General features: G+C 32.1%; 21 protein-coding genes and 2 pseudogenes. 18 read left to right on the top strand and 5 right to left on the bottom strand.

The genetic code is table 11. The features are described from left to right. The first annotated feature begins 37 nt into the window (after positions 1-37). The 9 genes and pseudogenes from IM744_RS09485 to IM744_RS09450 all read left to right on the top strand — a co-directional run bounded on the left by IM744_RS09485 (position 38) and on the right by IM744_RS09450 (position 3,984). Positions 38-769: a class I SAM-dependent methyltransferase gene (locus IM744_RS09485; RefSeq protein ID WP_194507887.1), complete on the top strand. Its 732-nt coding sequence runs from the start codon at positions 38-40 to the stop codon at positions 767-769. Next, positions 766-1,443, top strand: coding sequence for a ZIP family metal transporter (locus IM744_RS09480; protein ID WP_206694480.1), 678 nt, complete (start codon positions 766-768; stop codon positions 1,441-1,443). Before IM744_RS09485 ends, IM744_RS09480 begins: the two co-directional genes overlap by 4 nt. A 20-nt stretch (positions 1,444-1,463) precedes the next feature. Continuing rightward, a complete protein-coding gene (locus tag IM744_RS09475) occupies positions 1,464-1,784 on the top strand; it encodes a hypothetical protein (RefSeq protein ID WP_194507886.1) in 321 nt (106 codons plus the stop codon). A gap of 99 nt (positions 1,785-1,883) precedes the next feature. After that, positions 1,884-2,117 carry a ribbon-helix-helix domain-containing protein gene (locus tag IM744_RS09470; protein ID WP_194507885.1) on the top strand — a complete coding sequence of 78 codons (234 nt, stop codon included), beginning with the start codon at positions 1,884-1,886 and terminating at the stop codon, positions 2,115-2,117. Beyond that, the gene (locus IM744_RS09465; RefSeq protein WP_194507884.1) at positions 2,117-2,404 is read left to right on the top strand and encodes a type II toxin-antitoxin system RelE/ParE family toxin; all 288 of its coding nucleotides are present in this window, start codon (positions 2,117-2,119) and stop codon (positions 2,402-2,404) included. Before IM744_RS09470 ends, IM744_RS09465 begins: the two co-directional genes overlap by 1 nt. A gap of 19 nt (positions 2,405-2,423) precedes the next feature. Further along, positions 2,424-2,516 (top strand): annotated as a pseudogene (locus tag IM744_RS20655) (ZIP family metal transporter); the annotation flags it as partial. Between the two features lie 54 nt (positions 2,517-2,570). Continuing rightward, positions 2,571-2,999: a DUF4268 domain-containing protein gene (locus IM744_RS09460; protein WP_194507883.1), complete on the top strand. Its 429-nt coding sequence runs from the start codon at positions 2,571-2,573 to the stop codon at positions 2,997-2,999. 73 nt (positions 3,000-3,072) lie between these two features. After that, the gene (locus IM744_RS09455) at positions 3,073-3,582 is read left to right on the top strand and encodes a DUF3124 domain-containing protein (protein WP_241738306.1); all 510 of its coding nucleotides are present in this window, start codon (positions 3,073-3,075) and stop codon (positions 3,580-3,582) included. Between the two features lie 30 nt (positions 3,583-3,612). Continuing rightward, positions 3,613-3,984: a VOC family protein gene (locus IM744_RS09450; protein WP_194507882.1), complete on the top strand. Its 372-nt coding sequence runs from the start codon at positions 3,613-3,615 to the stop codon at positions 3,982-3,984. Here IM744_RS09450 and trhA read toward each other — a convergent pair. The 5 genes from trhA to IM744_RS09425 form a co-directional block, all read right to left on the bottom strand. Continuing rightward, complete coding sequence (gene trhA, locus IM744_RS09445; RefSeq protein WP_194507881.1) at positions 3,981-4,607, bottom strand: PAQR family membrane homeostasis protein TrhA; 627 nt, start codon at positions 4,605-4,607, stop codon at positions 3,981-3,983. The genes IM744_RS09450 and trhA overlap by 4 nt on opposite strands. Next, positions 4,607-5,296 (bottom strand): DUF4294 domain-containing protein, encoded by a 690-nt coding sequence (locus IM744_RS09440; protein WP_194507880.1) that lies wholly within the window; start codon positions 5,294-5,296, stop codon positions 4,607-4,609. The genes trhA and IM744_RS09440 overlap by 1 nt, the downstream gene beginning before the upstream one ends. 209 nt (positions 5,297-5,505) lie before the next feature. Further along, entirely contained in the window at positions 5,506-6,093 is a 588-nt protein-coding gene (locus tag IM744_RS09435; protein WP_194507879.1) for a hypothetical protein, read from the bottom strand. A gap of 247 nt (positions 6,094-6,340) precedes the next feature. Further along, positions 6,341-9,991, bottom strand: a complete 3,651-nt coding sequence (locus tag IM744_RS09430; protein ID WP_194507878.1) for an ABC transporter permease/M1 family aminopeptidase — start codon at positions 9,989-9,991, stop codon at positions 6,341-6,343. Positions 9,992-10,022: 31 nt separating this feature from the next. Continuing rightward, entirely contained in the window at positions 10,023-10,910 is an 888-nt protein-coding gene (locus IM744_RS09425; RefSeq protein WP_194507877.1) for an ATP-binding cassette domain-containing protein, read from the bottom strand. 139 nt (positions 10,911-11,049) lie between these two features. Between IM744_RS09425 and IM744_RS09420 the strand changes: the two genes are divergently transcribed. The 9 genes and pseudogenes from IM744_RS09420 to IM744_RS20900 all read left to right on the top strand — a co-directional run. Further along, positions 11,050-12,138, top strand: a complete 1,089-nt coding sequence (locus IM744_RS09420; protein WP_194507876.1) for a M42 family metallopeptidase — start codon at positions 11,050-11,052, stop codon at positions 12,136-12,138. Between the two features lie 108 nt (positions 12,139-12,246). Continuing rightward, on the top strand, positions 12,247-13,404 hold the full coding sequence (locus IM744_RS09415; protein ID WP_241738305.1) for an aminotransferase class V-fold PLP-dependent enzyme: 1,158 nt from the start codon (positions 12,247-12,249) through the stop codon (positions 13,402-13,404). A gap of 6 nt (positions 13,405-13,410) precedes the next feature. Further along, positions 13,411-13,962: an NUDIX hydrolase gene (locus tag IM744_RS09410; RefSeq protein WP_194507875.1), complete on the top strand. Its 552-nt coding sequence runs from the start codon at positions 13,411-13,413 to the stop codon at positions 13,960-13,962. Between the two features lie 22 nt (positions 13,963-13,984). Further along, positions 13,985-14,671 carry a PrsW family intramembrane metalloprotease gene (locus IM744_RS09405; RefSeq protein WP_194507965.1) on the top strand — a complete coding sequence of 229 codons (687 nt, stop codon included), beginning with the start codon at positions 13,985-13,987 and terminating at the stop codon, positions 14,669-14,671. 81 nt (positions 14,672-14,752) lie between these two features. Next, on the top strand, positions 14,753-15,238 hold the full coding sequence (locus tag IM744_RS09400) for an acetyl-CoA carboxylase biotin carboxyl carrier protein subunit (protein WP_194507874.1): 486 nt from the start codon (positions 14,753-14,755) through the stop codon (positions 15,236-15,238). 1 nt (position 15,239) lies between these two features. Further along, positions 15,240-16,679, top strand: coding sequence for an acetyl-CoA carboxylase biotin carboxylase subunit (gene accC / locus IM744_RS09395; protein ID WP_194507873.1), 1,440 nt, complete (start codon positions 15,240-15,242; stop codon positions 16,677-16,679). Positions 16,680-16,809: 130 nt separating this feature from the next. Then, positions 16,810-18,351: an acyl-CoA carboxylase subunit beta gene (locus IM744_RS09390; RefSeq protein ID WP_194507872.1), complete on the top strand. Its 1,542-nt coding sequence runs from the start codon at positions 16,810-16,812 to the stop codon at positions 18,349-18,351. 96 nt (positions 18,352-18,447) lie between these two features. Continuing rightward, entirely contained in the window at positions 18,448-19,122 is a 675-nt protein-coding gene (locus IM744_RS09385; protein WP_194507871.1) for a hypothetical protein, read from the top strand. A 37-nt stretch (positions 19,123-19,159) separates the two neighbouring features. Continuing rightward, positions 19,160-19,279 (top strand): annotated as a pseudogene (locus IM744_RS20900) (carboxyl transferase domain-containing protein); the annotation flags it as partial. Positions 19,280-19,405: the final 126 nt, after the last annotated feature.

Raw genomic sequence — 19,405 nt, 5'->3', positions numbered from 1 at the left:
TTCCTAGCGTTTAAGATAATTTTCGCAGGAAATGAATATGAAAAAAGACACTCAACAATGGTATGCGTCGTGGTTTGACTCTCCGTTTTACCATATTTTATATAAAGATAGAGATCATACCGAAGCGCAACACTTCATGGATAATCTCACCAACTATCTTAACCTTCCAGAACATGGTGAAATCTTAGATTTGGCCTGCGGAAAAGGAAGACACTCTGTATATCTCAACAGTTTGGGTTATAAGGTTACAGGTGTTGATTTATCTGAAAACAGCATCGAATACGCCAAACAATTTGAAAATGAAACGCTTCAATTTGAAGTTCACGATATGTGCAAACCGTATAAGAAACAGTTCGATGCGGTTTTTAATTTATTTACAAGTTTTGGATATTTTGATAAAGAGGAAGATAATCTAAATACTATAAAAGCGATTAGTGCAGATTTAAATGAATTTGGTTTTGGAGTGATTGACTTTATGAATAGCGAGTATGTGATAGATCAGCTCGTTTCCGAAGATATAAAAACAGTTGAAGGTATTGATTTTCATCAAAAAAGAAGTGTAAAAGATGGTTATATTATAAAAGATATTACTTTTACTTCTCACGGTGAAAACTATCAATTTCAAGAGCGCGTTAGAGCGTTTACATTAAAAGATTTTGAAGCACTCTTTGCAAAAGCAGGTGTGTATTTATTAGATATTTATGGAGATTATAAACTCAAGAAGTTTAATCCTAAAACATCAGAACGTTTAGTCATGATTTTTAAATGATACAATCTTATTTACTTCCCATATTAGCAGTAGGCATCGGTATTCTTTTGGCAGTTACAACCAAACAGAAAAAACCATTGTACACCAAACTCCTACTCTCTTTTAGTGGTGCATTTTTATTAGCATTAACGCTCTTTGATTTATTACCAGAAGTTTATCATCACTTAGAAGCAAAAACCACAGGATTGTTTATCATGTGCGGAATTCTATTGCAAATCATTTTAGAGTTTTTCTCTAAAGGTGCAGAGCATGGTCACGTTCATATTCACAAAGATGAAACCGCTTTTCCTTGGTTACTATTCATCAGTTTATGTTTACATAGTTTTTTAGAAGGTTTCCCAATCCATGAACACAACGATATGGTTTATGGTGTACTTATTCATAAAATTCCAATTGCTGCATTAATTTCTGCATTTTTAATGCAATCCAATTTCAGTAAACTTCAAATTGCAAGTTTCTTAATTGTATTTACTTTAATGACGCCTTTAGGAACTTTGATTTCTAATGCTTCGGAAATATCTACTGAACACCTTACTATGGTCAATGCCATCGTTATTGGGATCTTTTTCCATATTTCTACGACGATATTATTTGAAAGTAGCGAAGGTCATAAGTTTAACCTTTCTAAATTGATTGCTATTATTTTAGGGGTTGGGATTGCTTATGTAATTTAGTTGAGATTAATTAAAATCAAATGAGTACAGAATCAAAAAATATTCTGCAGAAATTAAAGTATTTAAATGACTCTTTTCCATCTAGAGAATGGAATGATTTCTTAAAAAATTACAATGTTAACTTTTATACTTCCAGAAAAGATAGATTATGGTATTCTATTAGCGGTAAAGGCTTTATAATTTGGATTTCATCCTTTTATCCATCAAAGGAAAACAATCAAATTATATGGCTATCTGATATTGAGGTTAACAAAAATTCACCACATAAAGCGTTTGAGATTTTAGAAGAATTTACTCAAGGAGCAATTGTAAGATTTGAGAAAATGAGTATTTTACTATAAAAGACAAAAGCCTTTCGTTCTGATGGACATCAAATCTTCTAACATAAAAAATTGCCAAATAAACAAATTTGGTGTAAATTAACACCAAACATAATTATCATGGCAAGACAAAGTATTTCATTCACGCAACCAAACGATGAGTGGTTAAAAAATCAAGTTGATAATAAAGAGTATGCGAGCAAGAGTGAACTCGTAAATGACTTAATTAGACAAGCAAGAAAACAGCAAGTACAAATTGATTGGATTCATGCTAAACTAGAAAAAGCTGAGCATAGTGGATTCACAAACCTTAGTAAAGAAGAAATATTGGCAGAAGCAAAGTCTTCGCTGTAATGGCAACTTATAAAATTAGTAATGTAGCCAAAGATGACTTAAAAAGAATTTATAAGTACGGAGTTGAAAATTTCGGAATGACACAAGCAGATCATTATTTCGAAACATTTTTCAACTACTTTGATGTGATAGTCGAAAGTCCGTTTTCGTTTGAATCAGTAGATTACATAAAAACTGGATATAGAAGATGTGTTTGTGGATCTGATAGTATTTATTACAGAATAAATGAATCTATTGTGGAGATTATGGCTATCATTGGAAGGCAGGATTTAAAGACTATTTTATAACTGTAAGAAACCAAAATTAACAACCTCATTTGAAAGTAGTGAAGGTCATAAATTCAATTTATCTAAGTTGATTGCTATTATTTTAGGGGTTGGGATTGCTTATGTTATATAACTATTTTTGTTTACATTGCTTGGCCAAATTAAAAAAATCAATTAATAATCACAAATGTTCTCAAAAGAAGAAAGTCGCCAATTAAGAGAAGAGTTCTGGACAAGTTATGGGAAGTCATTTCCTAGAAAATGGATTTTGTACGACACAAAAATTAAAGGTTTTTCCTTTAAATTTCATTTTGATACTAAAAAGGCACTAGTTGCTTTAGATCTAGAAGATGATTTAGAAAACCGAATTAAATACTGGGAGAAATTACAATCTTTAAAAGCTATTTTGGTGAGTGATTACATTTCCAAAGTTATTTTTGAAGAAGAATATTTTTTAGAAAACGGTAAAGAAATTTCAAGAATTTATTTACCTCTAGAGCAAAAAGTATCCATTCATAATAAAAACACTTGGCGAGATGTAATGGTGTTTTTCAATGAATACATGAATCAATTTGAATTGTTCTTTGAGGAATATCGCGATATTTTAGAAAGTTAAATATTATATTTTATTGGAACTTGCAAGAAATAGCAATATCTTAGGCATAACATTAATCTAAAGTCATAAAAAATTGAAATTAACAACCATTTTTATATTTTGTAGTGTTTTACTTTTTAACTGTGAGCCACCAAAAAAACCTGAAGATATTCACCAAGAAAATTGGACAAAGCGAGAAATGAATAGACCTCTAAAGGATTCTTTAGAGCATGGAAAATCTTATTTATCTATTTATTCGCAAATCTATAGTATCACACAACATAGTACTCATAATTTAACAGCTGTTGCTAGTTTAAGAAATATAAGTGATAGAGATACTATTTATCTTACCAAAGCTACTTATTATGACACGCATGGTAATTTATTGAAAACCTATTTTGACAAGCCAATTTATTTGGCTCCTTTAGAAACCACTGAAATTATAATTGATGAAATAAACGTTGAAGGTGGTACAGGTTCTAACTTCCTTTTTGAATGGAAAATACCAAAAAATTGTCCTGAACCATTTTTTGAAGGTGTTATGAATTCTACAATGGGGAAACAAGGGCTATCTTTTACAACGCAGTCTATTAGGATAGAATAATTGATATCCATTAATTAAAAACCAATCTTCATGACATTAGGGGCATTTTCAATAAGTTTAGCAGTTAAAGACATTAACGCTTCAAAAGCATTTTATGAAACCTTAGGTTTTACAGTTTTTGGAGGTCAAATAGAAAACAACTATCTCATCATGAAAAATGGTAATTCATTGGTTGGTTTATTTCAAGGCATGTTTGAGAATAATATGCTAACCTTTAATCCAGGTTGGGATGAAAATGCCAAAAGCTTAGACAAATTTGATGATGTGAGAACGATTCAAAAGCATTTAAAATCTAAAGACATTAAACTAGAAACCGAAGCAGATGAAACAACATGTGGTCCTGCAAGTTTTGTAGTTTTAGATCCAGATGGTAATGCTATTTTAGTTGATCAACATGTTTAAATCACATAACCATACACCATAAAAAAATGACAAATGGCTCCTCCTAATACAAAAAGGTGCCAAATCACATGGTTATAAGGTATTTTGTCAATAACATAAAACACAATACCTAGAGTGTAAAATGCGCCTCCTGCAAAAAGTAGATAAAGTCCGTTAGTTGGCATCCTATCTGCTAAAGTAGAAAAATCAAATACGATAAGCCAACCCATAACGAGATACAACAAGGTTGAGAACGTCTCAAATCGTCCTGTAAAAAAGAGTTTTAAAATTACACCAAAAGCAGCAATTCCCCAAACAGTATAGAAAAGCGTCCAACCATGACTATCTGGTAACGCAATTAATAAAACAGGTGTGTAAGTTCCTGCAATAAGTAAATAAATACTAATATGATCTACAACTCTAAAATAGTGTTTACGCTTCTCACCTCTTACTGCATGATAAAACGTTGATGCAAGAAATAAAATGATAATTGACAATCCGTAGATGATGACACTAAAAAGTGCATATGGCATTTGGGCTTTCAATGAAAATACCAAAAGAACTAAACCCAGAATTCCAAAAGCAGCTCCTACTCCATGACTCCAAGCATTTAATCGTTCTTCAAAAGGGGTTTGAATTCGCATTAATTTTTAGTTTCTGCAGTTGCTTTGTTATTCAACCATTTATCTGTTAAATCGTAAAAATCAAAGTCTATTGCTGGTTTTTGACGTTCTAATTGTCGGTTTTGAAACGCTCTCTCCAAAATATCTTCAATTAAAAAATCTTCTTTCACTTCCATTGGATTGAATTCTTCCTTTAGAGAAATATCAAACATGCTTGCAGTTGTATTGAACCAAAAGGCTCGCCAACCACTACGTAATTCCTTAATTAAGCCAAATGTAGTTGTACCTGTTTGACGATGGATTAATTTTACAAGAATCTGACCTTCAGTTCTTGTCAGTTTCTTTAATTCCGTAGAAAACTCATCTTCAATGTATTTCTGGATTTTTTTAGCGTATTTCTTTTTCGCTCTCTTACTTTCTAATTTTTCTAAACGCTCACTCAATGTTGTCAAACGATCTGCAGCTAATTTTGCATACGGATAGACTTTTAAGGTTTTTCGTTTTAAGATTAAATAGGTAATACGATCTTCTTTACTAGAGAATTTTAATTTGTGAAGCAATAAAACTTCATTGAGATCAATGGCAGTTTTTGGGATAGAATCACCATCTACCAAAATATACTCTACAACAGTAGAATCCTGCACCACAGGCTCAATTTGAGCTGTGAGCATCAATGGCAGAATAAACAATATGTATAACAATCGCTTCATGTGTAGGTAAATTATCCAAAACTATTCCAAATACGATGCAAAATTAATTATTTACAGATTGTAAACCCTTAAAATCCTATTAATATTGTGACTTGATTTTGTTTTTCTTCGGAAATGAGCATAAAAAAGACCTGTTCATTTGAAACAAACAGGTCTAATAGTTTATTTAACTATACTGTTGGTAAAAACACCAACTTTGGTAACGATGGTTATTCTAATATTTTAGGATTAAAAGGAATGCCGAATAAACCATTTTGCATTGTTATTTCAAATTCTTTTTTCTCACTTATTTTCATGAAATCATCGTAATCCATAAATATGGAGTCCACATCATTATCATACAATTTACCTGCAATTCTACCTCGAACTTCATAGATTTCATCATGCATAACCACCCATAGTTTAGAGTCTGGTTCTCCTTTATTATTGGTAGTTGTAATAGTACTCGGCACAAAAGCTTCATTGCCAACACTTTTGGTGGTTATTCTATTTGTTTTCAAAGCAATTGTCATGCATAAGTCTGAAGTAAGAGTATGTACTAAGTAGCTCATCGTAAGGATATAAAAAACATAAAAACTTTTAGACCATTTACCTCCATTAAATTCACTTTTTCTAAATAATATTAGAAAAGAAATCAAAATTGATAGCAGTATTGAAACTGGAAGTAATGAATTACGTAAACTATAAATATCTGTTGTCAAATAAAGCCTAGACTCTAATGGCATTAATTTGAAAGAAGCTAAACACAACAATGTCGTAACTATTAATCCAACTATTAACCTTTTATGTTTTTTCAATTTTAAAATCACCTATTCTTATATAATCCAAATTATTGGAGGTTTTTATTAGTGTCTTATCACCAACAGCAATATTAACTGTTGGTAAAAAACACCAAAAGTGGCAACTTGGCAACGTTTATTTTCCGAAGAAAAAATTAGTCATCAAAACATTTTTCACGTTAGCTTTTCAAATCTGAGTAAGCTTTGTGCCTCTGCAACTTTGCGAGACAAAGAATTCCGAGGAAGTACAACTTCACATCAAAAACTACAACTTCTGCCTATTATCATTAGATTGTGTATCTATCAAAATATTGAAAGGGTCTACTCCTACTTCTGTAGGTTTCTCATCAACAATAATTGAAATTTTGTTATTGATTTGCGTTATTTTATGTTTCTTCAAATATAAAACTCGTTCTTTCTTTTTTCCGTCGATTTCATCTTCAGTAAAAATTCCGATGTCTACATAATCTTCTAACTTAACAGACACTATAGGCTTTTTCTTACCTTCTGCTAAATACGTAATAGAATCACGACCTGGTTCAGAATAATAACGTTTTCCTTTTTCATCGTTTCTATATTTACTAACGTTAAATTCTATATCAACTTTATACTTTCCGTTATCCATTTCCGTAGAAGTAACATCTAAAATACGGTTGTCATAAAGTGTAATCGTTTCAAACATATCTTTGATAACATATTGTAAACTATCTGGTGTCACTGCTTTAATATGATTAACCATATCAATTGATGTGGTATAAGGTGCTTCTTGAAATTTCACTTTCTCAACATAGGTTTTAAGCGCGTCATTTAAGACTTTTTCACCTATATAATCACTCATAGCATAAAATACTAATGATCCTTTTTCATAGCGAATGTAACCTTGCCCATCATTATACATTAAAGGTTTCTCACGTTTAGATTCAAACGTACGTTGCGTTAAATAACCATCTAAAGCTTTCTTTAAAAATTTACGCATTTGAGGTTTCCCTAGCTCTTTTTCCAGAACTTTAAGTGCGACATATTCCGATAAACTTTCTGATAACATTGTCGCTCCAAGAACATCTGCTCCAATCACTTGATGTGCCCACCATTGGTGTGCGACTTCATGAACTGTAATTGCGTAGGTGTAATCAATTCCGCCTTCTTCACTATCATCAACATCTGCAATAAAACCAGTATCTCCTCCAAATGGGATCGTGTTTGGAAACGACTGCGCAAATCCGCCACTTGGGAATTCTACAATACGTAATTGTCTATGTTGATACGGACTGAAATTCTCTGAATTATACTCAAGCGATGCTTTCATTCCTCGCATCATACGTTCTAAATTGTATTCATGCCCTTTGTGATAGTAAATTTCTAGATCAACATCTTTCCATTTATCGCGTTTTACTTCGTATTCTGCCGAGTTGTATGCATAGAAATTTAAGATTTTACTATCCATTTTATAATGGAAATAACGACGACCGTCTTCTGTCCATTCTTTCTGCAAATAACCAGGAGCAATTGCTATTTGGTCTTCACTTGTACTTACCGTGGTTTCAAAATCGATCCAATCACTATCATTTGCAATGTATGTGTTACCCAAAGCTGTAGAATCACTTGGAAGTGGTCTCAATTTATTTGGTGGTAAATCGTATTTCTTTCTCGTTTTATCATCTGTAAGCTCATTACCTCCAGAATATCCTAAAGTTGGAAATAACGCTTTATTATTAATAAAAGTCCCATTAAACACTACAGGAGAATTATTATTAATCAACGTATTAGGCTCATTTTTAACCGTAAAATGAAGTGTCATTGTGTCTCCAGGAGTCATTGGACGTTTTAATTGATAAATATCAAAATTATAAACAGTATCCTCTTTTACCAATACGTTTTCACGATCAAACTCAAATGTACTTGGGTAGTCGTTATGATTAATAAAAATGCTATCGATAGTTTCATTGGTTTTATTAACCAATACATAGTCTCCAGATGCTTCAAAGTTTCTTTTCTTCGGAAAAATATTAACATCTGTATTTACAGCAACAACTCTTGGCTGAGCATAACTTTCAAACTTTTTATAAGTTTTCTCCCAATCTACTCTTAATTGCTCGCGCTCTTTAGAAGAGTAACGAACGTCATCAATATTAGTCTCCTTAAAAATACTATAACCTAAAGTAACAAAACCAACCATTAAGACAAGCAATGCAATTGCTATAGGTGTTGTAAACCTCGACTTAGCAATAGACAAACGCTCTTTAAATGAATGTGGCAAACCACGAACCCAAAATAAAGCTGTGACTATCAATAACATCAATCCTGCTAAAACCCAATAGCTTTTGTACAATAGATAACGACCAAGAGAATCTCCATAGCCATTCATATCATTATATCCAAAACCAGGACCTTCATTATATTTAAATATAGATTGCTCAACACCAGCAAGAGATAATAACGGAATTCCTATTGACAATACAATCAATACAAATAATCCTAAGTATGGGTTTCTAATTAAAGTTTGAATCGATAAAGCTAAAAATGCCCAAATCACATAATTAATCAGTTTTAAACCAAACAATTCTTTGATATATAATCCAATCTCTAAGTCATAATATCCGCTATAAATCTGGAATAATATACCTGCAACCATAATCACAGCTAACAAAAGTATTTGCATTTTTACAATTGCAATAAATTTTGACAGAAACAATGACCAATTAGGTATTGGAGTAACATCAATCAAAAAATTTATTCTTGCTGTTTTACTTCTATTTACCAACATTCCTGCATATAAAAATGTACAAATATTTATCGCAATTACAAATGCTCCTCCTCCTCTAAGCATGCGCCAAGTTTTTGGATATGTTGGTGTTGAATAAGGATTACCAACATCTGCTAGTGCAATCAATACAATGATTAAACCAACCAATACAATAGATATAAAAGGCCAACTTTTAACTATGTATTTGAAGTCTACGTTAGATAATTTCCATGTGGTTTTTAAATTCTGAAGAATAGAATAATCAAATTTTACCTTCGGAAGATTAATACGTGTAATTCCACCAAAATTACGTTTTGTTGCACGTTCTCCTTTTGATTTTTTAAATAATGAAAACGAAACCGCATTTTGACTAAACTGAAAGAATTTGTACACCAGACCAAAAATTACACTCGCAACACCTAACCATAGTAAACGATTATAAAGAATCAATTCTTTAATTGGAATATGCATTTCATTTTGCTCAGAAACCGTCCAATAACGTGTATAATAACTAGAAGCAGCTGATCCAAAAGGATCTAGTAAACCTGCGAGATATCTACTATCTGGATCAGATAATAAACTTTCTGTCACACCTTGAACAAACAATAACAAAATAACGGTTATAAAACCAGCTGCTATGTTTCTTGTAAACGTCACTACTGCAAATACAATAGCTCCAAAGAGTAAAATATTAGGTAATATGAATATCCAATAGGCATTGAAATAAGATTTAATATCAAAAGCTGTTACCAATTCAGAATTGGTTCCAGGTAATCTAAATCCAATAAACATACCAATACCTATGATAAAGACAATGCAAGTTACAATCAAGATTGAACTAAAAAACTTTGCAAACAGGTAATTTCCTTTAGAAAAAGGATAGGAATACAAAATGGTATGCATTTCACTTTTATAATCTCTGTAAACCGAAACTCCTATAATAGAGGGGAATAAAAAGAAAATAAAGATGGTTAATCCATTAAATAAATTTGAAACGCCAATTGGCGAATTTACAACTCTTGAAGAGCCAGTTGTTGCTGTAATACCATCAAATATTCCTGCTGTTGTGGCAGATAAAAATAATGCTAAGACAAAGAAAATTGCCATATAAATATAAAATGCTGGCTTTTTAAGCCAATATTTTATTTCATGTAAAAATATAGTAGAAAACATAGTGTACTTTTTTAAAAATTATAAATAAAAATTAGCTTAAAACAGGTTCGTCTTGTTTTAAAGCAATAAAGTACACATCGTCTAATTGTGGTTCTGAATTTATAAAGTCTGCATCTGGTTGAGCATCTGCAAAGACTCTTATATTAAGCGTATTATCTTCGTTATAATTAGATGATAACACATTATATTTAGCTTCATTTTGTTCTAAATCGTCTCGCTCAACAATTTTAGTCCAAATCTTACCAATCAATTCTTTTCTAGCATTAGATGGCGTTGTTTGTTTTAAAATACGACCTCCATTTAAAATTGCCATATCATTACAAAGTTCTTTTACATCTTCTACAATATGTGTTGAAAATATTACAGTACAGTTCGTTCCAACTTCTCTAAGCACGTTTAAAAAACGATGTCTCTCTGCTGGATCTAATCCTGCTGTTGGTTCATCAACAATAATTAATTTTGGATTGTTTAATAATAATTGTGCAATACCAAAACGCTGTTTCATACCACCAGAATAACCTGCAACATGTTTTTTACGAACATCATATAAATTCGTAATTTCTAAAACTTCTTTAACTAAAGCTTGTCTATCGGTTTTTGAACTCACACCTTTTAAGGTTGCGAAGTAATCTAATAAAGCTTCCGCAGACATTTTTGGATAGACTCCAAAAGATTGTGGTAAATATCCTAATACTTTTCTAAGTGACATTTTATCTTCCAAAACATTGATATCTCCAAACATAATAGAACCAGAATCTGGACTCTGCAACGTAGCAATAGTTCGCATTAACGATGATTTCCCTGCTCCATTTGGACCTAGTAGTCCGAACATTCCTGTTCCGATTTCTAGGTTAAGATTATCTATGGCTTTTACCCCATTTTTATATGTTTTAGTTAGATCTTTAATTATTAGTTTCATTGTCAAATTGTTTAGATAGTTATGATATTGCGGTATTAGTGTAAAAATAGTAGAAATTGTTACAAAAAACTTTTCCGAAGACATTAAAAAGAGAATAATACTCGTTATTTTTACAGAAATACATTAACAAAAAAATCTTATGGCTTCAAAAAGTATATTGAATAAAAAATCACTTGATTTCCTTGAAAAATATTTAAACAATGCTGCTCCTACTGGTTATGAGTGGGAAGGACAAAAAATATGGATGGACTATCTTAAACCTTATGTTGATGAATTTATTACAGATACCTACGGAACCGCTGTTGGTGTCATCAACCCAAAGGCAAAATATAAGGTAGTTATAGAAGGTCATGCAGATGAGATTTCTTGGTATGTGAATTATATTTCAGATAATGGATTAATATACGTCATTAGAAATGGTGGAAGTGACCACCAAATTGCACCTAGTAAAATTGTAAATATCCATACTAAAAACGGAATTGTAAAAGGTGTTTTTGGTTGGCCAGCAATACATACTAGAAGTAAAGCAAAAGAAGAAGCTCCAAAACCAGACAACATCTTTATTGATTGTGGTTGCGAAACAAAAGACGAAGTTGAAAAACTAGGCGTTCACGTTGGTTGTGTTATTACTTATCCAGATACATTCCATATTTTAAACAAAGACAAGTTTGTATGTCGTGCTTTAGATAATAGAATGGGTGGATTTATGATTGCTGAAGTCGCTCGTTTGCTTAAAGAAAACAAAAAAACATTGCCATTTGGTTTATACATTACAAACTCTGTACAAGAAGAAATTGGTCTACGAGGTGCTGAGATGATTACACAAACTATCAAACCTAATGTAGCAATAGTGACAGATGTGACTCATGATACAACAACACCAATGATTGACCAGAAAAAACAAGGTGCTTTACAAATGGGTAAAGGTCCAGTAATAGCCTATGCTCCTGCAGTGCAGCAAAAATTACGTGACTTAATTACAGATACTGCAACAGAAAAGAAAATACCTTTCCAACGTTCTGCTTTATCAAGAGCAACAGGAACAGATACAGATGCTTTTGCTTATAGTAATGGTGGAGTTGCTTCTGCGTTAATCTCATTACCGTTACGTTATATGCATACTACTGTTGAAATGGTGCATCGTGATGATGTAGAAAACGTGATTAAAATGATTTATGAAACATTACTTAAAATTGAAGACGGAGAAACGTTTTCTTACTTTAAATAATTAGCTTTGTATTCTTATAAATAAATTAAAAGCCTCTACTTAGAGGCTTTTTTTATTACTTGTCTTCGAGCATTATTTTAAAATAACTTTAGTAGATTTATACAATCAATGATACAAACTGTTATGCTTCTAAAAAATCAAAAAGAACTCTTCGATATTCCTGATGATATTACTTATCTAAATATTGCTGCGCAATCACCAGCTTTTAAAGCTATTTATGAAGCAGGACTAGAAGGTTTAAAACAGAAGTCTAGACCATATACTATAGTGGGTTCAGATTATTTCGAACCTGTTGTAGAGCTTAAAAAGCTATTTGCAAAATTAATTGATGTTGATGACCACAATAGAATTGCAACCATTCCATCGGTTTCCTACGGAATAGCTACCGTCGCCAAAAACATCACACTCCTTGCAGGTGATGAGATTTTGGTAATTGATAAACAATTTCCTAGCAATTATTATTCTTGGAAAAATTTAGCAGACCAATACAATGCAACAATTAAAACCATCAGCCCATTAAATGGTGAACAATGGGATGATGCTATCTTAAAAGCTATTACAGATAAAACCGCTGTTGTGGCCATGGGACATATACATTGGTCTAACGGTAACTTATTTGATTTAAAATCTATTAGCAAAAAGACAAAACAACATAATGCTTTATTAATTATAGATGGAAGCCAGAGTGTTGGTGCTTTACCTTTTTCTGTTGAAGAAATACAACCAGACGCCTTAATATGCGCTGGATATAAATGGTTATTTGGTCCTTACGGTTCCGCTTATGCTTATTTTGGTGAACATTTTGATAACGGAAAACCTTTAGAAGAAAATTGGTCTAACCGTTTAAATAGTGAGAATTTTTCTACTTTAACAAAATACCAACCAAAATATAAGCCCTTAGCAAATCGCTACTCTGTAGGAGAAAGCGGAAACTTCATTTACGTGAAAATGCAAATTGAAGCGCTCAAGCAAATCATTGAATGGACACCAAAAGCCATACAAGAGTATTGTAAATCAATTTCAACTGAAGCTTCAAGACAGCTCATTGATTTAGGTTGCCAAATTGAGCATCCAAATTATAGAACTCATCATTTATTTGGCATAAAACTCCCTGAAGGTTTAAACATTGAGAAATTAAAAATTGCATTACAAAAACAGCAAATATTTGTGTCGTTTAGAGGTCAATTTATTCGTATTTCTTGCCACCTGTTTAATACTAAAAAGGATTTTGAAAAATTAGTTAATTGTATCAAATCAGTAATATAAAAAGTATTGGAAGAATATATAGACATCGTAGATAAAAATAGCAACCCAACTGGAGTTTCAGTACCTAAATCTGAAATCCATGCAAAAGGGCATTTACACAACACAGCACATGTTTGGTTTTTTACTTCGGAAGGTGAAATCTTACTCCAACAACGCGCAGCTTCAAAAATTATTTGTCCGTTGCTTTGGGATGTTTCCGTTGCTGGTCATATTGAAGCTGGAGAAACTGCTGAGCAAGCTGCTATTAGAGAAGCTAAAGAGGAAATAGGAGTTGATATTTCCGAAGAAGAATTAATTAAAATAGGTGTATTTGAGTGCATTAATTCATATCCCAACGGAATTATCGATAATGAGTTTCATCACACTTATATTGTTGAAACTGTTTTATGGATAGAAAATTTAGTTCCGCAAAAAGAAGAAGTAGAAGCTTTAAAATACGTCTCTGCATTAGAGTTTCATGACATTCTTGATAATATTGGTGATAACAATCATTTGGTTTCATCTAACAAAGCATATTACGAACAAGTGTTTGAAGCTATTTTAAACGAAATAACTTAAATTTTACTACATTTCGTTTATGATCTACTTACTCCTACTTGCTTTTGCTCCAATTGTTGTCATTATACTTTACATTTATTTTAAAGACAAATATGATAAAGAGCCAAAGCGGTTATTATTCTATAGTTTTCTTTTAGGAGCAATCGTAAGCATTATTGTCACAACGATTATCTATTTTGGATTTGATATTGCCTTGCCTTTAAAAGACAAATTTAGCGTACCACAACTATTCATAAAAGCTTTTTTAGTCGTAGGATTGACTGAAGAATTTAGTAAGTACATTATTGTTAGGTATTTTGTTCAACCTAAAAAAGCGTTTGATGAACCCTTTGATGGCATCATGTATGCAGTCATGGTTTCCATGGGTTTTGCTGCAACAGAAAACATCTTTTATGTAATTGAAGGTGGTTACGTCACAGGAATCCTAAGAGCATTTACTGCTGTTCCTGCTCATGCCACTTTTGGGATTTTAATGGGTTACTTTATGGGTAAAGCTAAATTCTCTAAAAATAGATTTAAACTCAACCTGATAGGTTTACTCCTTGCTGTAACATTTCATGGGTTTTATGATTTCTTCCTCTTTTTAGATTTTATTCCAGGTATTTGGGTTGGTGCCTTTTTATCATTAATTCTTGGCATTATATTATCTAATAAAGCCATTAAAAAACATCAAGAGGATTCTCATTTTAATCCTGCAAACGATTTATAATTTATAATCTATTTAATAGAAAATCTCATTTACGAAAACGTTATAATTGATTATCTTTACATCAAATTAAAACATCTTTTAATGAGTCAATCCTTTAAAGTAAATGTCAATTCATCGTTAGATTTTGATATTTCAGAAACCGAAAGTTCCCAACTCAATAGTATTAAAGTTTCAGACAACAAGTATCACGTATTACAAGATAATATTTCTTTTAATGCTGAAATATCTAATTCAGACTTCAATACAAAATCAGTTAAAGTAAAAATCAACAACAATACCTATAACGTTAAGATATCTAATAAATTAGATTCATTAATAAAAGATATGGGTTTTGAATTAGGAAGTTCAAAAGTAGTGAATGATATCAAAGCTCCTATGCCTGGATTGATTCTTGAAATTAGTGTAAAAATAGGACAAGAAGTTAATGAAAATGACACACTTCTAATCTTAGAAGCTATGAAAATGGAAAACGTCTTAACCTCTCCAAGAGCTGGTATTATTAAATCTATTTCTGTTAAAAAAGGAGAAGCTGTAGATAAAAATCAATTGTTAATTGAATTCCAATAAAATGAAAAAAATACTAATAGCAAATCGTGGAGAAATCGCCATTCGTGTGATGAAAACCGCAAAGAAAATGGGAATCAAAACCGTTGCTGTGTATTCTGATATAGACAGAAAATCACCTCATGTCAAATATGCAGATGAAGCAGTTCTTATTGGAGAAGCGCCTTCTAACAAATCCTATTTATTAGGTGATAAAATCATAGAAGTTGCTAAAAGTTTAAATGTAGATGCCATTCATCCTGGTTATGGTTTCCTAAGTGAAAATGCTGATTTCGCAGAAGCATGCGAAAAAAATAACATTATTTTTATTGGTCCTAAATCTCATGCTATTCGGGTCATGGGAAGTAAATTGGCTGCAAAAGAAACAGTCAAAGCTTACAATATACCAATGGTTCCTGGAACAGATGAAGCCATAACAGATATTCCTGAAGCTAAAAAAATAGCTAGTAAAATTGGATTTCCTATTCTAATTAAAGCTTCTGCAGGTGGTGGCGGAAAAGGAATGCGTATTGTAGAAAACGAAGCAGAATTTGAATCTCAAATGGATCGTGCAATCAGTGAAGCAGTCAACGCATTTGGTGATGGTTCTGTATTTATAGAAAAATATGTCGCTTCACCAAGACATATTGAAATCCAAGTGATGGCAGATGTGCATGGTAATGTCATTCATTTATTTGAGCGCGAATGCAGTATTCAACGTCGCCATCAAAAAGTAGTTGAAGAAGCACCTTCTAGCGTGCTCACTCCAGAATTGCGTCAGGAAATGGGCGAAGCTGCTGTTAGAGTTGCCAAAGCCTGTGATTATGTTGGTGCTGGTACTGTAGAATTTTTATTAGATGAAAATCTAAACTTCTACTTCTTAGAAATGAACACACGTTTACAAGTTGAGCATCCCGTTTCTGAAATTATAACAAAAACAGATTTGGTAGAACTCCAAATCCAAGTAGCTCGTGGTGAGGTTTTACCTTTTAAACAAGAAGATTTAAAAATTCATGGTCATGCTTTAGAATTACGCGTCTATGCCGAAGATCCTCTAAGTGATTTCTTACCAAGCGTAGGAACTTTAGAAGTATACAAACTTCCAGAAGGCGAAGGAATTCGTGTTGATAACGGATTTGAAGAAGGGATGGAAATTCCTATTTATTACGATCCTATGATTTCTAAGTTGATTACCTACGGAAATACGCGTGACGAGACCATTTCGTTAATGAAAAGTGCCATCAATGACTATCATATTGAAGGGATTCAAACAACGTTACCATTTGGAACCTTTGTTTGTGAGCATGATGCTTTTAGAAGTGGAAATTTTGACACACATTTTGTGAAGAAATATTATTCCGCAGAAAAATTATTAGAGCAACAAAAAACCGAAGCTAGAATTGCAGCCTTAATTGCTGTAAAACATTATGTTGAAGAACAAAAACAATTGAAAGTACCAAAATAAAGAAACTGTCATTCCGTATTCGATACGGAATTCAAAAAAGCTATATAGATTCTGCGTCATAGCGCAGATTGACAATAACCCGAGTAATCACATACAACTTTGCGCCTTTTGCGCCTTTGCGAGAAAAGATATGGAAGACAAAATAAAAAGCCTAAACGATAAACTGAACCAAGCCTATTTAGGAGGCGGACAAGCTAGAATTGATAAACAGCACGAAAAGAAAAAATTGACAGCAAGAGAGCGTGTGATGTATCTTTTAGACGATGGCTCTTTTGAAGAAATTGGTGCTCTAGTAACTCATAGAACCACAAGTTTTGGTATGGATAAACAAATCTTTTATGGCGATGGTGTTGTTACTGGCTACGGAACAATAAACGGAAGACTCATCTACATATTCGCTCAAGATTTCACTGTATTTGGTGGTTCGTTATCTGAAACACATGCAGAGAAAATCTGTAAAATAATGGATTTGGCGGTTAAAGTTGGTGCTCCAATAATTGGGCTTAACGATTCTGGAGGCGCTCGTATTCAAGAAGGTGTACGCTCTCTTGGAGGTTATGCAGATATTTTTTATCGCAATGTTCAGGCTTCTGGTGTGATTCCGCAGTTATCTGCAATTATGGGACCTTGTGCTGGTGGTGCAGTTTATTCTCCAGCAATGACAGATTTCACATTAATGGTAGAAGACACGAGTTATATGTTCGTTACTGGACCAAACGTTGTAAAAACAGTAACTAATGAAACAGTAACTTCAGAAGAACTTGGAGGTGCAAGTACGCACTCAACAAAATCTGGTGTTGCTCATAAAACATCTTCAAATGATGTTGAATGTTTAGAAGATGTAAAAACACTATTAAGTTATTTGCCTCAAAATAATACTGAAACTCCTGCTCTACTTCCTTTTGAATTAAAAGATGAAGTTAGAGATAGTCTCTCAACAATCGTACCTAATAACGCCAATAAGCCTTATGATATGCATGAGATTATCACTGGTATTATTGATGAAGATTCGTTTTATGAAATCCATAAAAATCACGCAGAAAACATCATAGTTGGTTTTGCAAGATTAGGCGGAAGAAGTGTTGGAATCATTGCTAATCAGCCAATGTATTTAGCAGGTGTTCTTGATGTTAATAGTTCTAAAAAGGCTGCACGATTTGTTCGTTTTTGTGACTGTTTTAATATTCCGTTATTAACTTTAGAAGACGTCCCTGGATTTTTACCAGGAACCGATCAAGAATGGAATGGTATCATCGTTCATGGAGCAAAATTACTCTATGCATTTAGTGAAGCTACAGTACCAAGAATCACTGTAATTACTCGTAAAGCTTATGGTGGTGCTTATGATGTGATGAACTCAAAACATATTGGTAGTGATATGAATTTTGCTTGGCCTAGTGCAGAAATTGCAGTTATGGGAGCTAAAGGTGCTGCGGAAATCATCTTCAAGAAGGAAATCAATGCTTCTGAAGATAAAGAAGTAAAATGGAAAGAAAAAGAAGCAGAATATGCTGAACTTTTTGCTAACCCTTATAGTGCTGCAGAACGTGGATTTATTGATGAAGTTATTCTTCCGAAGAATACAAGAAGAAAATTGATTAAAGCGTTTACAATGTTAGAACATAAAGAGGTTGACAGACCTAAACGTAAACATGGAAATATCCCTTTGTAAAATGTTTCACTAAGTCAAACAGCTAGTTGGCGTCGCATTTTATCTGTTTTACTCAATTAAGTTTCAAACGTTTTAAAAGGCTGTTATCTTTGTGTTATGAAAAGACTTTTGACTATAATATCTGTTATAGGAATATCAATTTATATGACTTCTTGTAAATCATATTCATTCAAACAAAGTGACACTAAGATTTTAATAACACCTGATAGTTTAGGTTATATCTATATACTTCCAAATAAACAGTTTGGTTTTATGTCACATAATGGACAATCTCCTTTTTCAGATAAACATAAGGTATACGATAGTTGGTGTGGAGTTCGTTCTTATGCTATCAATGAACAAGGTTCAGGTAAATATATACTAAAGAAAAATAAATTATTATTAAAATTTACAGAACCAAAGAGTATTATAGATAGCATTTATTACAAATCTCTTAAACCAAAAACATTAAGAGACTCTATAAAAATCAAAGTCATATTTAAGTCTTATGCTGGTTATGGAGCCGAAGAAGGAATTGGGATGAGCAGTAAAATAACATCCAAAAATGACGTCGTAAACTATGATACCAGATTTGATGATTTTGCTAACCTCACTATTTCAAAAACAGATTTACCACTAGAACTCATCATAAATGGCAATTACAAATTTTTAATAAAAGATAAGATAGATCAAGAAATTGAACTTTTTATTAATGAATTTAAAAAATTTTCAGACAAAGATATAAAGGATAAAATATATTCAACAAATACTTTAATTTATCAGGAAAACTAAGTTTTTTTTAATAGATTTTAAGAATAATAAACATAGGTTAATTGACGAAGTTATTCTTCCGAAGAATACAAGAAGAAAATTGATTAAAGCGTTTGCAATGTTAGAACATAAAGAGGTTGACAGACCTAAACATAAACATGGAAATATACCGTTGTAGGCAGATTACATAAAGATACAAATACATTTTTTAACAGTTTAAAAGCGTTTACTTCAAAAAGTAAGCGTTTTTACTGTAAAATATATTTTTCGTCAAGTATAAAATTTAACACCTAAGCAACTCTTT

Source organism: Psychroserpens luteus, from assembly GCF_015319355.1.
Taxonomy (GTDB): Bacteria; Bacteroidota; Bacteroidia; order Flavobacteriales; family Flavobacteriaceae; genus Psychroserpens; species Psychroserpens luteus.
This window is presented reverse-complemented; position numbering and strand designations above follow the sequence as displayed.

Bases quoted from the DNA above. Each gene is read 5' to 3' on its own strand.
- IM744_RS09385 (WP_194507871.1), top strand. From the start codon at position 18,448: ATGAAAAGACTTTTGACTATAATATCTGTTATAGGAATATCAATTTAT.
- IM744_RS09400 (WP_194507874.1), top strand. From the start codon at position 14,753: ATGAGTCAATCCTTTAAAGTAAATGTCAATTCATCGTTAGATTTTGAT.
- IM744_RS09390 (WP_194507872.1), top strand. From the start codon at position 16,810: ATGGAAGACAAAATAAAAAGCCTAAACGATAAACTGAACCAAGCCTAT.
- trhA (WP_194507881.1), bottom strand. From the start codon at position 4,607: ATGCGAATTCAAACCCCTTTTGAAGAACGATTAAATGCTTGGAGTCAT.
- IM744_RS09425 (WP_194507877.1), bottom strand. From the start codon at position 10,910: ATGAAACTAATAATTAAAGATCTAACTAAAACATATAAAAATGGGGTA.
- accC (WP_194507873.1), top strand. From the start codon at position 15,240: ATGAAAAAAATACTAATAGCAAATCGTGGAGAAATCGCCATTCGTGTG.
- IM744_RS09475 (WP_194507886.1), top strand. From the start codon at position 1,464: ATGAGTACAGAATCAAAAAATATTCTGCAGAAATTAAAGTATTTAAAT.
- IM744_RS09480 (WP_206694480.1), top strand. From the start codon at position 766: ATGATACAATCTTATTTACTTCCCATATTAGCAGTAGGCATCGGTATT.
- IM744_RS09420 (WP_194507876.1), top strand. From the start codon at position 11,050: ATGGCTTCAAAAAGTATATTGAATAAAAAATCACTTGATTTCCTTGAA.
- IM744_RS09470 (WP_194507885.1), top strand. From the start codon at position 1,884: ATGGCAAGACAAAGTATTTCATTCACGCAACCAAACGATGAGTGGTTA.
- IM744_RS09485 (WP_194507887.1), top strand. From the start codon at position 38: ATGAAAAAAGACACTCAACAATGGTATGCGTCGTGGTTTGACTCTCCG.
- IM744_RS09415 (WP_241738305.1), top strand. From the start codon at position 12,247: ATGATACAAACTGTTATGCTTCTAAAAAATCAAAAAGAACTCTTCGAT.
- IM744_RS09430 (WP_194507878.1), bottom strand. From the start codon at position 9,991: ATGTTTTCTACTATATTTTTACATGAAATAAAATATTGGCTTAAAAAG.
- IM744_RS09450 (WP_194507882.1), top strand. From the start codon at position 3,613: ATGACATTAGGGGCATTTTCAATAAGTTTAGCAGTTAAAGACATTAAC.
- IM744_RS09460 (WP_194507883.1), top strand. From the start codon at position 2,571: ATGTTCTCAAAAGAAGAAAGTCGCCAATTAAGAGAAGAGTTCTGGACA.
- IM744_RS09440 (WP_194507880.1), bottom strand. From the start codon at position 5,296: ATGAAGCGATTGTTATACATATTGTTTATTCTGCCATTGATGCTCACA.
- IM744_RS09465 (WP_194507884.1), top strand. From the start codon at position 2,117: ATGGCAACTTATAAAATTAGTAATGTAGCCAAAGATGACTTAAAAAGA.